This window comes from Bifidobacterium magnum (genome assembly GCF_000741255.1).
GTDB lineage: Bacteria > Actinomycetota > Actinomycetes > Actinomycetales > Bifidobacteriaceae > Bifidobacterium > Bifidobacterium magnum.
In genome coordinates, this window is record NZ_JGZB01000003.1 from 220,477 (window position 1) to 234,648 (window position 14,172).

General features: G+C 59.3%; 12 protein-coding genes. 9 read left to right on the top strand and 3 right to left on the bottom strand.

Annotated elements, in window-relative coordinates; translation table 11 throughout:
• Positions 1-39: 39 nt before the first annotated feature.
• From BMAGN_RS02905 to BMAGN_RS02915, 3 genes are read right to left on the bottom strand one after another with little or no spacing between them, the layout of a single operon-like run.
• Positions 40-870 carry a metal ABC transporter permease gene (locus BMAGN_RS02905; protein WP_022859213.1) on the bottom strand — a complete coding sequence of 277 codons (831 nt, stop codon included), beginning with the start codon at positions 868-870 and terminating at the stop codon, positions 40-42.
• Positions 867-1,739 carry an ABC transporter ATP-binding protein gene (locus tag BMAGN_RS02910; RefSeq protein ID WP_022859214.1) on the bottom strand — a complete coding sequence of 291 codons (873 nt, stop codon included), beginning with the start codon at positions 1,737-1,739 and terminating at the stop codon, positions 867-869. Before BMAGN_RS02910 ends, BMAGN_RS02905 begins: the two co-directional genes overlap by 4 nt.
• A 40-nt stretch (positions 1,740-1,779) precedes the next feature.
• Positions 1,780-2,808 carry a metal ABC transporter solute-binding protein, Zn/Mn family gene (locus tag BMAGN_RS02915; protein ID WP_152593207.1) on the bottom strand — a complete coding sequence of 343 codons (1,029 nt, stop codon included), beginning with the start codon at positions 2,806-2,808 and terminating at the stop codon, positions 1,780-1,782.
• A gap of 191 nt (positions 2,809-2,999) precedes the next feature.
• Here BMAGN_RS02915 and BMAGN_RS02920 point away from each other — a divergent pair, with 191 nt between their 5' ends.
• The 9 genes from BMAGN_RS02920 (at position 3,000) to cysK (ending at position 14,172) form a co-directional block, all read left to right on the top strand.
• The gene (locus tag BMAGN_RS02920) at positions 3,000-3,899 is read left to right on the top strand and encodes a bifunctional methylenetetrahydrofolate dehydrogenase/methenyltetrahydrofolate cyclohydrolase (protein WP_022859216.1); all 900 of its coding nucleotides are present in this window, start codon (positions 3,000-3,002) and stop codon (positions 3,897-3,899) included.
• Between the two features lie 110 nt (positions 3,900-4,009).
• Positions 4,010-5,497: a 30S ribosomal protein S1 gene (gene rpsA, locus BMAGN_RS02925; protein ID WP_022859217.1), complete on the top strand. Its 1,488-nt coding sequence runs from the start codon at positions 4,010-4,012 to the stop codon at positions 5,495-5,497.
• Between the two features lie 174 nt (positions 5,498-5,671).
• Positions 5,672-6,406 carry a MerR family transcriptional regulator gene (locus BMAGN_RS02930; protein ID WP_081931544.1) on the top strand — a complete coding sequence of 245 codons (735 nt, stop codon included), beginning with the start codon at positions 5,672-5,674 and terminating at the stop codon, positions 6,404-6,406.
• A 56-nt stretch (positions 6,407-6,462) separates the two neighbouring features.
• The gene (locus BMAGN_RS02935; protein WP_022859219.1) at positions 6,463-7,395 is read left to right on the top strand and encodes an ABC transporter ATP-binding protein; all 933 of its coding nucleotides are present in this window, start codon (positions 6,463-6,465) and stop codon (positions 7,393-7,395) included.
• A 10-nt stretch (positions 7,396-7,405) separates the two neighbouring features.
• Positions 7,406-8,056 carry a dephospho-CoA kinase gene (gene coaE, locus BMAGN_RS02940; RefSeq protein WP_022859220.1) on the top strand — a complete coding sequence of 217 codons (651 nt, stop codon included), beginning with the start codon at positions 7,406-7,408 and terminating at the stop codon, positions 8,054-8,056.
• A gap of 17 nt (positions 8,057-8,073) precedes the next feature.
• On the top strand, positions 8,074-10,182 hold the full coding sequence (gene uvrB / locus BMAGN_RS02945) for an excinuclease ABC subunit UvrB (RefSeq protein WP_022859221.1): 2,109 nt from the start codon (positions 8,074-8,076) through the stop codon (positions 10,180-10,182).
• A 93-nt stretch (positions 10,183-10,275) separates the two neighbouring features.
• Positions 10,276-11,259, top strand: coding sequence for a TerC family protein (locus BMAGN_RS02950; RefSeq protein WP_022859222.1), 984 nt, complete (start codon positions 10,276-10,278; stop codon positions 11,257-11,259).
• A 188-nt stretch (positions 11,260-11,447) separates the two neighbouring features.
• Positions 11,448-12,890 carry a pyruvate kinase gene (gene pyk, locus BMAGN_RS02955; protein WP_022859223.1) on the top strand — a complete coding sequence of 481 codons (1,443 nt, stop codon included), beginning with the start codon at positions 11,448-11,450 and terminating at the stop codon, positions 12,888-12,890.
• A gap of 352 nt (positions 12,891-13,242) precedes the next feature.
• Positions 13,243-14,172, top strand: coding sequence for a cysteine synthase A (gene cysK, locus BMAGN_RS02960; protein ID WP_026501875.1), 930 nt, complete (start codon positions 13,243-13,245; stop codon positions 14,170-14,172).

Sequence of the window (14,172 nt, forward strand, 5' to 3'; positions counted from 1 at the left end):
CCGCCTTGCGATAGCGACCCGTCAGTCGCCGGTATTCGGCTAGCGGTTGCGTACCGCCTCCACGATTTTCATGATGATCCAGAATAGTGTCGAAAGCGTCACGATCGCGAAGCTCGGGGGAGCCGGGAACATGGTCGCCAGAATCAGCCCTCCCCAAATGGAAATCAGGCAGATTACCATGGCCGTGACCATGGAGGCGAACGGCGAGGCCGTCATCATGTTGGCCGTGGCGGCCGGCGTGACGACCAACGCGAAAATGAGCAGCGTGCCGACAGCGGGAACCGTGATCGTAATGACTCCCGCGAGGATGGCCATGAACAGCACGTTCATCAGCGTGATTGGCACGCCCTTCGCCTGCGCCACCTGTTCGTCAAGCGAACTGAACAGCATGGGACGGTAGACGACGGCCATGATGGCGAGCAAAATCACGTCGAATACGATGAATCCGACGATCTGGTTGGGAGAAATGGTCAGGATCGAGCCGAACAGGATCGATTGGAACTGTTGGGACGCGGAACTTGACAGGCGCGCGAAATACAGGCCCAGGCCCGTGGCGAAGGCGAGTACGGTGCCCGTGGCGATTTCACGTTGTGACGCACGTTTGCCCAAGCCCGCAATGACGAGCGCGCCACCCAGGGCGAACGCGCCCATGCCGAAGGATACGGGAAGGCCGAGCAGGACGGCGCCCGTGGCCCCTGGAAGTCCGATGTGCGCCAGCGCGTGGGCGGCGAAGGTGGACTGGCGCGCGATCGTGAAGTAGCCGATGATGCCCGCCGCCACCGCAATGCACAGTCCCGCGATGAAGGCGCGCGTCATGAACGATGTGGTCAGTGTCTGCGTCCAGTTGGGATCGTAGGAAAGAGAGCTCATGCCTGTCCCTTCGGGGTAGTGCCGGTGTTGTGGAGGAACGCCAGTTCCTCGGCCTTGTGCGTGTGCTGGGAAACGTTGGGAAGACGGTCCGAAGTGGGCTTGACGAACATGTCGCCCTGCGGAGTGGTGACCACTTGCACGTTCGTGCCGTACAAGTGGGTGAGCAGGCGCGAGTCGAGCACCTTGTTGAGATTGGCGTAGTGGGGGTGGCCGTCAAGCAGGTAGACGGCTCCCGTAAGAATCGGCAGCAGCATGTTCAGGTCGTGGGCCACAGCCTGGATCGTCATGTGCAACTCGCGGTTGAGCTTGGCCAGAATATGCACGGTGGCGCGCTGGCTGACCAAATCGAGGTTGGCCAGCGGCTCGTCGAGCATGAGCAGCTCGGGGTCCGAAACAAGCGCCTGGGCGATGGCGACGCGCTGACGCAGGCCGCCGGAAAGTTCGGACAGGCGCATTTTGGCCTTGTCGGCGATGCCGATGAATTCCATGGCCTCATACGCTTTGCGCTTCTGGGCCTTGGTAACGATATGGATGCCGAAACGCGTGCCGGTCAAACCCAACAGCACCGATTGCTCGGCGGTAAGGCTCGAATCGACTTCGGTCGTATAGGTTTGCGGTACATAGCCGATATGGGAGTTCATCTGGCCGGCCGGTTTGCCGAGCACTTCCATCGAACCCGTGGCCAACGGAATGAGGCCGAGCTCCGCTTTCATGAGCGTGGTCTTGCCTGCGCCGTTGGTGCCTACAATGGCCGTTACGGAACCGCGTGGAATGGTGAATGTGCCTTCGCTCCAAATGAGCTTGTTGCCGCGTTTGATGGAGGCGTCCGTACAGGTGATGCACGCTCCGGTGGTGTCGGTATGCGCCATGAAGGTTCCTTGCTACAAAATACGCGTATGCGTGGGGTGGTTACTGCGCCGTCTTTGCCGGATCCGCGGACGGCGACGGCTGGGTGTCGCCATTGTTCGTGCCGGATTGCTCGGCCTTGCCAGTGGCGTCGTTCTCATGCTCGCCCTTGACGGATTGGTCGATCTGCTGGATAAGCGAAGCGATCCAGTTCACGAGCGTGTCCATGTCGCTAGGCATCTGCTCGGTCACGTCGAGTACGGGAATGCTTTCCGCCTTGGCGATCTGCACGAGTTCTTGTGTGGTCTTGTTGCTTTCTTGCGCGTTGTTTACCAGCAACGATACGTCATGGTCGCGCAAGACTTGCTGGAAATCGTTGATGTCCGCGGCGGCCGGTTCGCTCTCATTGGCGGCGGCCTGCGCGTAGCCCTGCGGGGTGGCGTCGGTGAATCCCAAATCGCTCATGAGATAGTAGGCGATATTCTCCGTCGCCGCGTAGGTGATGTCCGGATGGTTCTTGGCGAACTCTTTCATTGTCTGTTCCAGCTTGTCTTCCTCGGCCTGCCAGACTTTGAGCTGTTCATTGAACGTCGCCTTCTCGGCGGGACGCAGCCGGATGAACGCGTCGATCAGCGCCTTGGCCACCGCGTTGCGGGCGTCTTTGGAGAACCACAAGTGTGGGTTGTCGCCGTTGAGTGCGCCCACCGTTTCCGCGACGGAGATGCGTTCGGCCCCCGGGGCGAGTGTCTTGTCGGCCCAAGTGTCGTAGCCGGCGCCGTTGACGAGCACGAGGTCGGCCTTTTCAAGCTTGGCCACATCGGCCGCTGTCGGTTCAAAGTCGTGGGCGTCGGCGGTGGTGGAATTGAGCAGCGAGGTGACTTCCACATTGTCGCCGCCAAGGTTCTTGGCGAAAGAGCCCCATTGGTTGAGCGAGGCCACTACCGTGATGGGCTTGTTGACCTCGGTGGGGGACGAGGAGGGTGACGGTTCGTCTCGCGGTTTTGCGGCTCCGCATGCGCCGATTGCGCATACCATGCACACGGCAATGATCATGCCGAGCACGTGGGTGACGTGATCCCATAATTGTTTCATCTTCTCGTCCTTCGTAAGGCCCTCCACGTTGATACGCCCATGGTTGTCGCTTTTAGGATACGTTGCCTAAGTGTAATCGCAGGCGTTACAAATGCGTGCAACGTGCCCGGGCCGGCCGCGCGACAAGAATACGGTACAGTACTTCTCATCGGTTGTAATTAGACATCGACCGCGATATGAAAGGGTTTCTGATGGTCATCATACTCGACGGTAAACGTGTGGCATCGAGTACGAAACAAGATCTGGCATTGCGGGTGGCGCGTCTGCGCGAACTCGGCGTGGTCCCGGGCCTCGGGACCATTTTGGTGGGAAACGATCCCGGATCCGTAAAATATGTGGCCGGCAAGCATGCCGATTGCGTGCAGATCGGCATAGCCTCCCTAAAATGCGAACTTCCGGACGACGCGACGCAGCGTGACGTGATGGAAGCCGTCGAGGCGTTCAACCGTGATCCGTTGTGCACGGGGTATATTGTGCAATTGCCTTTGCCTCGACCGATTGATGAAAATGCCGTATTGGGGGCGGTGGATCCAGCCAAGGATGCGGACGGACTGCACCCTTACAATTTGGGCGAACTGGTATTGCATATCGACGGACGTACCGCCACACCGCTGCCATGCACGCCACGCGGCATTCTCGCGCTGCTCGACGCCTATGGCATCGAATTGCAAGGCAGGCATGTGTGCGTGGTCGGACGCGGCATCACGATCGGCCGCACTATCGGACTCATGCTTACCAACCGCCGCGTCAACGCCACGGTTACGCTGTGCCATTCGGCCACCCCCGACGTGCATGAGCAAATGCGCCGTGCCGACGTGATTGTCGCCGCCGTGGGCCGGGCCGGTTTCGTGCGCCCCGAAGACGTCAAGCCGGGCGCGGTGTTGGTGGACGTGGGCGTCTCGCGCGTCTTCGATGAGCAGGAGCAACGCTACCGCACGCGCGGCGACGTGGACCCGCGCTGCTACGAGTTGGCGGGGGCGTATACGCCCAATCCCGGAGGCGTGGGGCCCATGACACGCGCCATGTTGCTCGCAAATGTGGTGGAAGCGGCGGAACGCCGCGCGGGAATTTCGACACGCCCGAATTTGTAGAGGTCATAAAGTGCACAGCTCAAGGTACAGTTAATATCTGTATGTGCATGTGCACATAATAATTGAAGAACGAGTAATATCCATCTATTTAATTGTAAGAAACCACATTAATGGCAGAGAACAATAACGAAGTCGAAAAGGTCGCCATCAACGACATTGGCACTGTAGACGACTTCATCAAGGCAGTCGATTCCACCATCAAGAACTTTGACGATGGTGATCTGGTTGAGGGTACGGTAGTCAAGGTCGATCACGACGAGGTACTGCTCGACATCGGCTACAAGACCGAAGGTGTTATTCCTTCCCGCGAACTTTCCATCAAGAAGGACGTCGATCCTGACGAAGTCGTTGAGGTTGGCGACTCCATCGAGGCTCTCGTTGTCACGAAGGAAGACAAGGAAGGCCGTCTGATCCTGTCCAAGAAGCGTGCACAGTACGAGCGCGCTTGGGGCGACATCGAGAAGATCAAGGAAGACGATGGCGTGGTCGAAGGCACCGTCATCGAAGCTGTCAAGGGTGGCCTCATCGTCGACATCGGTCTGCGCGGCTTCCTGCCGGCTTCCCTCGTCGAGATGCGCCGCGTCCGCGACCTGTCCCCGTACATCGGCCAGAAGATCAAGGCCAAGATCCTTGAGCTCGACAAGAACCGCAACAACGTGGTCCTGTCCCGTCGCCAGTACCTCGAGGAAACCCAGTCCGAAGTGCGCGAGACCTTCCTGTCCCAGCTCAAGAAGGGCCAGATCCGTGAAGGCGTCGTGTCCTCCATCGTCAACTTCGGCGCATTCGTCGATCTCGGTGGTGTTGACGGCCTGATCCACGTTTCCGAGCTGTCCTGGAAGCACATCGACCACCCGTCCGAGGTCGTCAAGGTTGGCGACAAGGTCACCGTCGAGGTGCTCGATGTGGATCTGGATCGCGAACGCATTTCGCTGTCCCTCAAGGCAACGCAGGAAGATCCGTGGCAGCGCTTCGCTCGCACGCACGTTCCTGGCCAGATTGTCCGTGGCAAGGTCACGAAGATCGTCCAGTTCGGCGTGTTCGTGTCCGTCGAAGACGGCATCGAAGGCCTCGTGCACATCTCCGAGCTGGCCAACCGCCACGTGGAGAACCCGGAGACCGTCGTCAAGCCGGGCGAAGAAGTGTTCGTCAAGGTCATCGACGTGGATCTGGATCGCCGTCGTATCTCGCTGTCCCTCAAGCAGGCCAACGATTCTGTGGATCCGGCTTCCGAAGACTTCGATCCGGCTCTGTACGGCATGCCGGCAGAGTACGACGAAGAGGGCAACTACAAGTATCCGGAAGGCTTCGATCCGAACACGAACGAATGGATCGCCGGTTACGAGAAGCAGCGCGAGGAATGGGAATCCCAGTACGCCGCCGCCCACGACCTGTGGGAGCAGCACAAGGAATTCGTCGCCAAGGAGCTCGAGAACGCCGAGGCTTCCGCAGCTGAAGACGGCCAGGCCGCCGCAGCCAAGGAAGAGAAGGTTGAAGAGGTTTCCTCCAACTACTCCTCCGACAACTCCTCCAACGGCACGCTGGCTGACTCCGATCAGCTCGCTGCTCTGCGTGAGCAGCTGCTGAGCGAAAAGAAGTGAGCTTAGCGTAACGCCTTGAAAAATGGCGGGACCCGATTATGGGTTCCGCCATTTTTTTATTGCCTTTGTTCCCTTTCCCGTGCCGATTCCCATGTTTCCACAACTTCAACACGCCGCGAATTTGCTTGTGACGCAACGTCATCAGGCATAGTTCAAGGCGAAAGGAGGCATGCCATGTCTGAACCAGCATCGGCACGAACATATTCCACAGGAGAGGTCGCGGAGCATTGCGGGGTGAGTGTGCGCACCGTACAGTACTACGACCGGCAAGGGCTGCTGGAGCCCAGCGGGACCACGCCGGCAGGGCGGCGCATCTACACGCATGACGACGTGCTCAAGCTCGAATACATCTTGATGCTTAAGGCTACGGGATTGTCGTTGGCGGCCATTCGCACCATTATGGAAAGTCCGTACCAGATGCGCATGCTCGTCGACCTGTTGGACGACCAGCAGGACATTTTGGAGCGCGAGATCAAGGACCGCGAGCGCAAACTCGCCGTGATCCGCCAGCTGAACGCCGACGTGCAGCTGCATGGACGGTTGACGCTCTCCACACGAATCGACATGGCCAATACCATGCACAACAGAACATCGTGGAAACATTTCGTCATCGCCATGCTTATCGTCAGCGTCCTGATGGAGGCGCTCTGGATATGCGGGCTGATTTGCTCCATCCAAACGGGACACTGGTGGGTGTTCATCACATGCCTTGCCGTGGCCGTCGTGGGTCTTGGCGCCATGACGCGGCGTTACTACCGGCACGTCACGTATTGGGATCCGCAATCGCAAGAGGAATTCACGCCCAAATTCTGGCCGTGGTTCTTTGCACAGCACACCATGCATACGAGAAAACTGCGCGTGCCCGCCACGGGAGACAAGGTGTGGTGCGTGGAACACTTCCATGCCTGAACCCCGTTTGCGCATACAATCTCCTTCATGTGCTGCCACGCATGAAGGAGACAACCATGGGTGAAGTGTCGGAACAGGTGCCGGGTGTATCGCAAGATGCCATGGCATTGCGGCTGCAAGACGTGGAATTTCGCCGTCAAAGGCGTGTGATCCTCTCGCATGTGGATCTGGATATTCCCGCAGGACAGCGTTGGATATTGTTCGGTCTCAACGGTGTCGGCAAATCGACGCTGGTGTCCATGATGGCGTCGCGCACGTTTCCCTCAAGCGGATCGGTGGAAATTCTAGGCAACCGGTTGGGCAAAGTCAACGTGTTCTCCTACCGCCACCGCATCGGATTGAGCTCCGCGGAACTTTCCCGCGCATTCCCTTCCACGGAGGATCCGTTGGACGCCGTAGTCACGGCCCTTACGGCCACCGTGGGCAAATGGCGCGACACCTACACGGACGAAGAATATGCGCGGGCGCGTGACCTGATGCGACGCTTCGGCATCAGCTATTTGGAAGGCAAAAGTATGGCCCGGGTATCCGAAGGGGAGCGGACGCGCATCCTGATCTGCCGCGCGCTCATGGCCGATCCCGACCTGCTTGTGTTGGACGAACCGACCACGGGCCTCGATCTGGGCGGCAGGGAAACAGTAATGGGCGTGCTTGCCGATTTGGCGCGCACCGACCACACGCGCACGATGGTGCTCGTCACGCACCATCTCGAGGAAATTCCCTCAGGCTTCACCCATATCGCCATCATGGGGCGGCGGGGTAACGGCCATACGGGAACGGACCCCGCGCCGGGAACCGTGGTATATGCGGGCCCGATAGAACAGGGGCTTACTTCCGAACGTCTGTCGCGCGTATTCAACATGCCGCTGCAAGTGCATCGCGCCCATGGGCGCTATGGCGCTTTTGTGCGAACCGACGCGGATGCGCCGCTCGCAAGCCGCGCCGATTCCGTTGACAACGAACCGGCGGCCGGCGCGATGCACTTATAATGCGGCTGTGATGCGAATTGGATTGACAGGCGGCATAGCCGCGGGCAAAAGCACCGTCGCCGCGCGCATGAAGGAAGACGGCGCGCACGTGATCGACTATGACGCGTTGGCGCGCGAAGTCGTCAAGCCCCATGCGCCGGCGCTGGAACGCATAGCGCAAGAGTTTGGTCCTGACGCCCTGAACGCCGACGGCACTTTGGACCGCGCGTGGCTTGCGCGCCACGTATTCGCCACCGACGCCGATCCGCACGCGTTGGAACGATTGAACGCCATTGAGCATCCTTACATTTACCGCGCCGCCGAAGAGCAGGAAAGACAGTTCCTGCGCGAATATGAACAATGCGCGAACGGGCGCGATAAGGCGCGGCAATTGGTGGTGGTGCATGACATTCCGCTGCTCGCCGACGTGTTCAATACCATCCCGTTCCATTTCGACCATATCGTGACGGTAGAGGCGGACGAGGCCACACGCGTGCGGCGCATGATGGAGACGCGCGCCATGAGCGAGCAGCAAGCCCTCGACCGCATTGCGCACCAGGCGAGTGACCAGCGCCGCAGGGCCATTAGCGACACGCTTATTGACGCTTCGCAACCCATGGACGCCATGCTCAAGCAGGTAGATCGCATTATGGCGCCATGGCTTGGCCGACAGACGGACTGACACGACAAGGGGACACCATGACAGAAATCATTCGCAAAGACAAGCCGTTCGAGGTCAAGTCCGCGTACCAGCCGTCGGGCGACCAGCCGCAGGCCATCGCCGAGCTTGCCGAGCGCATTGAAAGCGGAGAAAACGATGTGGTGCTTATGGGCGCCACGGGCACGGGCAAAACGGCGACAACGGCGTGGCTTATTGAAAAGTTGCAGCGCCCGACGCTGATCATCGAACCCAACAAGACGCTGGCGGCCCAATTGTGCGCGGAGTTCCGCGAACTTATGCCCGACAACGCCGTCAGCTATTTCGTGAGCTACTACGACTACTACCAGCCCGAAGCTTACATTCCGCAAACCGACACCTATATTGAAAAGGACGCCAACATCAATGACGACGTGGAACGTTTGCGCCATGCCGCCACGGCGAACCTGCTCACGCGCCGCGACTGCGTGGTGATCGCCACAGTCTCCTGCATTTACGGTTTGGGCACGCCCGAAGAGTACGCGGGACGCATGCTGTTCCTGCAGCAGAGTCAGGAAATCGGCAGGGACGACCTGTTGCGCAAATTCGTGCAAATGCAGTACACGCGCAACGACATCGCCTTCACGCGCGGCACGTTCCGCGTGCGCGGGGACACTGTGGAAATCATTCCCGTATATGAGGAGCTGGCCGTGCGCATCGAGTTTTTCGGCGACGAAATCGACCGCATTTCCATGCTGCATCCGCTGACGGGCGACGTGCTGCGTGAGGAAACTGAAGTCCACATTTTTCCGGCCTCCCATTATGTGGCGGGTCCCGAACGCATGCAGCGCGCCATCCACGCCATCGAGCGGGAGCGCGACGAACGCGTGGCCGAATTGCACAAGCAGGGCAAGGAACTCGAAGCGCAACGCCTGACCATGCGCACGAACTATGATCTGGAAATGCTTTCGCAAGTGGGCGTCTGTTCGGGAGTTGAAAACTACTCGCGCCATCTGGACGGACGCGCGCCGGGCACGCCGCCGCATACGCTGCTCGACTTTTTCCCCGACGATTTCCTGCTCGTCATCGACGAATCGCATGTGACGGTCCCGCAAATCGGCGCCATGTACGAAGGCGACGCGAGCCGCAAACGCACGCTGGTCGAACACGGATTCCGCCTGCCCAGCGCCATGGACAACCGCCCGCTCAAATGGAAGGAATTCCAGGAGCGCGTGGGACAGACCGTCTATCTGTCGGCCACACCCGGCGACTATGAACTCTCCTTGAGCGACGGCGTGGTCGAACAGATCATCCGCCCGACGGGACTGGTCGATCCGAAAATCGAAGTGCGCCCCGTCGACGGGCAGATCGACGACCTGCTCGCCGAAATCAAGAACCGTGTGGCGCGCCATGAGCGCACGCTCGTGACCACGCTGACCAAAAAGATGGCCGAGGACTTGACCGATTACCTGCTGGAACGCGACATCAAAGTCGAATATCTGCATTCCGATGTGGACACGCTGCGCCGTGTGGAACTGTTGCGCCAACTGCGCGAAGGCAAAATCGACGTGATCGTCGGCATCAATTTGCTGCGTGAGGGACTCGATCTGCCGGAAGTCTCGCTCGTGGCCATCCTCGACGCCGACAAGGAAGGCTTCCTGCGTTCCTACCGTTCGCTTATCCAGACGATCGGACGAGCGGCGCGCAACGTGAGCGGCACCGTGCTCATGTACGCCGACCATGTGACCGAAGCCATGGACAAGGCGATCTCGGAAACGAACCGCCGCCGCGACATCCAGATGGCCTACAACAAGGAGCATGGCATCGATCCCAAGCCCCTGATCAAGAAAATCAGCGATGTCAACGACATGCTCGCCAAAGAGGATGTGGACACGCAAACACTGCTCGAAGGCGGCTATCGCAACGCGAACAAGGCAGGCAATTCGCATTTGGGAATTCCGGAGCCGTCTGTCCACGATATGGACAAACGGCATGAGGAAATTTTGCGCGCCGGACTGCCCGCACAGGATCTGGCCGACCTGATCCGCCAATTGTCCGCACAGATGCACACGGCCGCCGAGCAGTTGCAATTTGAGCTCGCGGCGAGGCTGCGCGACGAAATTCGGGATCTGAAAAAGGAGCTGCGCCAGGCGACACAGGCCCAAGAATAAGGAACGCGCGGTTTCAGCCGCTTTGTATACATCCTGTAATTTTGTGCATTTTACGGGCATATGTGTCGTATTTCGTCCGTATGCTAAAGGATTATGGCTGAAACCCCGTTTCTATTTATGGTCATCACATTCATTGTGCTGGCCGTATTCTTTGTTGTTGACTTGTTTGTGATCGGCAGGCGTCCGCATGTGCCATCGACGGCCGAATGCGTGCGCCACATCCTGTTCTTCGTGGTGGCGGCGCTTATTTTCGGCGGCATCATGTGGTGGATCGCCGGCTCCCAGCCCGCCATGGAGTTCTATTCGGGCTGGCTTACCGAATATTCGCTGAGCATCGACAACCTGTTCGTGTTCGTCATTATTATGGCGAACTTCCAGGTGCCGAAAAAGATTCAGAAATACGTACTGTCGATCGGTATTACGATCGCGTTGATCCTGCGCGGCATTTTCATTCTCATCGGCGCCGCGCTGCTCGAACGCTTCACGTGGATCTTCTTCATTTTCGGCGCGTTCCTGCTGTACACGGCGATCAAAGTGGCACGCGGCGAGGATGACGACGAGGAGTTCCATGAGAGCAAGCTCATCGGCGTGGTGCGCAAGTTCACGAAAATCACGAACGAATACGACGGCGAGAAGATGCGCGTGGTACGCAACGGCGCGAAATATTGGACGCCGCTGCTCATCGTGTTCGTCACGATCGGTACCACCGATTTGATGTTCGCATTCGACTCCATCCCAGCCATCTTCGGATTGACGAAGGATCCGTTCATCGTGTTCACGGCCAACGTGTTCGCGTTGCTGGGCCTGCAGCAGCTCTACTTCCTGCTGGGCACGCTGCTCGACAAGCTCGTGTACCTGCCCGTGGGCCTGTCCATTGTGCTCGCGTTCATCGGCGTCAAGCTCATCATGGAAGCGTTGCACACGAACACGCTGCCGTTCATCAACGGCGGCCACCATATCGCGTGGGTGCCGGAAATCCCGTCATGGCTGTCGCTGGTCATTATCCTTGTGGCCATTGGCGGCGCGGCGCTGGCCAGTGTGCTCAAGATGCGCAGCATGAAGCAGGTGGAACAGTAAGGCGAATGCGCTTGTAGAGGAGGGGAGCGATCCAGGAATTGCTTCCCTCCTTATATTTTCCACCGATTGTTAGCGCTAACAGAAAAACGCTTGCGCTTCGGGCGTGGCGCGGTTTTCGCGACTAAACTAGTAGCCGATCACCGGGAGTTACCACCCGATGTTACCTATGTAGAAAGTGGATAGCATTCATGCGTAAAGCAAAGATTGTGGACACCATTGGTCCAGCTACCGAATCTCTCGAAAACCTCACCAAGCTTGTGGAAGCCGGTATGGACGTTGCCCGCCTGAACCGTTCCCACGGTACGCCGGAAGACCACCTGCGCGTATACAACAACGTGCGTGAGGCCTCGAAGACCACGGGCCGCAACGTGGCAGTTCTCGTGGATCTGCAGGGTCCGAAGATTCGCTGCGGCTGGTTCAAGAAGAACGCTGAAGGTGAAGACAAGGTCCAGCTGACCGAGGGCCAGGAATTCATCATCACCACCGACGACATTGAAGGCGACGAGCACATCACGTCCTGCACCTTCAAGGGTCTGCCGGGTGATTGCCACGCTGGCGATCCGATCCTGATCGACGACGGCAAGGTCCGCCTCGAGGTCACCAAGGTCGAAGGCAACAACGTATACACCAAGGTTATCGTGGCCGGCCCGGTTTCCAGCCACAAGGGCATCAACCTTCCGGGTGTCGCGGTGTCTCTGCCGGCACTGACCGAGAAGGACGAAGAGGATCTGCGTTGGGCCATCCGCACGGGTGCCGACATCATCGCCATGTCCTTCGTGCGTTTCGCTTCCGACATCGATCGCGCCCACGAGATCATGGACGAGGAAGGCCGCCGCATTCCGATCGTCGCCAAGATCGAGAAGCCGCAGGCTGTGGAGAACCTTGAGGACATCGTCAAGGTGTTCGACGGCATCATGGTCGCCCGTGGCGACATGGCCGTGGAAATGCCGTTCGAGGAAGTGCCGCTGGTAACCAAGCGCTGCATCGAACTGTCCCGCCAGTACGCCAAGCCGGTCATCGTGGCCACCGAAGTCCTGGGCTCCATGGTCCACTCTCCGGTCCCGAGCCGTGCAGAGGCTTCCGACTGCGCCAACGCCGTGCTTGACGGCGCCGACGCCACCATGACCTCCAACGAAACCGCCGTTGGCGAGTACCCGACGCAGACCGTGAACACCATGGCCCGCATCTCCGGCTACGCCACCGAGCACGGCTTCGACCGCATCCCGCAGCTCAAGAAGCTCGACATGTCCAGCACGGGCGCCGTCTCTTCCGCTGCCGTGGATCTGGCCGACAAGCTCAACGCCAAGGCCATCGTGGCTTACACGCAGACCGGTTCCACCGTGCACCGCGTGTCCCGCGAGCGTCCGGCAACGCCGATCTACGGCCTGACCAACAACGAGCACACCTACCACTGGCTGGCTCTGAGCTGGGGCACCGAAGGCATCCTGCTCGACGAGGACTACCACGACATGTCCCGCAAGGACCTCATGATCTTCACCGACAAGGTGCTGCGCGAAGCCGGCAAGGCTTCCAACGGCGACAAGATCGTGGTGCTGAGCTCCGCACAGGGCGAGCACAAGCCGGGTCGCACCGACTCCATCTACGTCCACACCGTGGGCGCTTGCGACTGATTTTTCAGCGACGCATACCGCTTGATAGGGCTTGAAAGAGCCTGACACAAGCGGCTGGGCGCATCCGAATTCGTTCGGATGCGCCTTTTGCGTTTTATATGTTGGACTACACGGGCGCGAGTTATGCCGCTAGCGCAAATATGGAGATTTTGGAAGAGACACGCGGGCGGTCATGTTGTGCCCTGTGAACAGCGCGGCACTTGTGTTCCGTATTTCATCAGCGGAATATACGGTGCGCCCGATGCGGAAAGGAATTCATGCGCATGATGATGCACTTACGCCGATGTTGCTGAACGGCACCATTATTCAACTCATATGCACAACACGACATTATTTACGTAAGGACAACATCATGGGCAATGTATATACCGCAGCCGACCAACTGATCGGCAACACCCCGCTGCTGGAAATGACGCATATCGAGCATGACGAACATCTCGACGCGCATATTCTCGCGAAGTTGGAATACCTCAACCCGGCCGGTTCGGTCAAGGACCGTGTAGCCAAGAACATGATCGACATGGCCGAACAGTCGGGCGAACTCCAGCCTGGCGGCACGATTATCGAGGCCACCTCCGGCAACACGGGCATTGGCCTGGCAAGTGTGGGCGCCGCACGCGGCTACCACGTGATCATCGTGATGCCCGACACCATGAGCATGGAACGCCGCCGCCTCATGACGGCCTATGGCGCCCAGCTCGTGCTCACCCCGGGCGCCGACGGCATGACGGGCGCCATGGCTAAGGCCGCAGAGCTGCATGACGCCACGCCGGGCAGCATTGTGGCGGGCCAGTTCGTCAATCCGGCCAACCCGACGATTCACGTGGCGTCCACGGGCCCGGAAATTTGGCGCGACACCGACGGCAAGGTCGACTACTTCGTGGCCGGCGTGGGCACGGGCGGCACGATTACGGGTGTCGGCGAATACCTGAAGCAGCAGAACCCCGATGTGAAGATCGTGGCCGTGGAACCCGAAGACTCCCCGGTGCTGAGCGAAGGCCACGCGGGTCCGCACAAGATCCAGGGCATTGGCGCGGGATTCGTGCCGGACGTGCTCGATACGAAGATTTATGATGAAGTCATCCGCGTCACGAACAGCGACGCGTTTACTACGGGCCGCATGATCGGCCGTAAGGAAGGCGTACTCGTAGGCATTTCTTCCGGCGCGGCGATGTGGGCCGCCATCCAGATCGCGAAGCGACCGGAGGCGCAGGGCAAGAACATCGTGGTGCTGCTGCCCGACAGCGGCGACCGCTACCTGTCCACTCCGTTGTTCGCGTAA

Bases quoted from the DNA above. Each gene is read 5' to 3' on its own strand.
- coaE (WP_022859220.1), top strand. From the start codon at position 7,406: ATGCGAATTGGATTGACAGGCGGCATAGCCGCGGGCAAAAGCACCGTC.
- BMAGN_RS02910 (WP_022859214.1), bottom strand. From the start codon at position 1,739: ATGGCGCATACCGACACCACCGGAGCGTGCATCACCTGTACGGACGCC.
- BMAGN_RS02920 (WP_022859216.1), top strand. From the start codon at position 3,000: ATGGTCATCATACTCGACGGTAAACGTGTGGCATCGAGTACGAAACAA.
- cysK (WP_026501875.1), top strand. From the start codon at position 13,243: ATGGGCAATGTATATACCGCAGCCGACCAACTGATCGGCAACACCCCG.
- BMAGN_RS02915 (WP_152593207.1), bottom strand. From the start codon at position 2,808: ATGAAACAATTATGGGATCACGTCACCCACGTGCTCGGCATGATCATT.
- uvrB (WP_022859221.1), top strand. From the start codon at position 8,074: ATGACAGAAATCATTCGCAAAGACAAGCCGTTCGAGGTCAAGTCCGCG.
- BMAGN_RS02950 (WP_022859222.1), top strand. From the start codon at position 10,276: ATGGCTGAAACCCCGTTTCTATTTATGGTCATCACATTCATTGTGCTG.
- BMAGN_RS02935 (WP_022859219.1), top strand. From the start codon at position 6,463: ATGGGTGAAGTGTCGGAACAGGTGCCGGGTGTATCGCAAGATGCCATG.
- rpsA (WP_022859217.1), top strand. From the start codon at position 4,010: ATGGCAGAGAACAATAACGAAGTCGAAAAGGTCGCCATCAACGACATT.
- pyk (WP_022859223.1), top strand. From the start codon at position 11,448: ATGCGTAAAGCAAAGATTGTGGACACCATTGGTCCAGCTACCGAATCT.
- BMAGN_RS02905 (WP_022859213.1), bottom strand. From the start codon at position 870: ATGAGCTCTCTTTCCTACGATCCCAACTGGACGCAGACACTGACCACA.
- BMAGN_RS02930 (WP_081931544.1), top strand. From the start codon at position 5,672: ATGTCTGAACCAGCATCGGCACGAACATATTCCACAGGAGAGGTCGCG.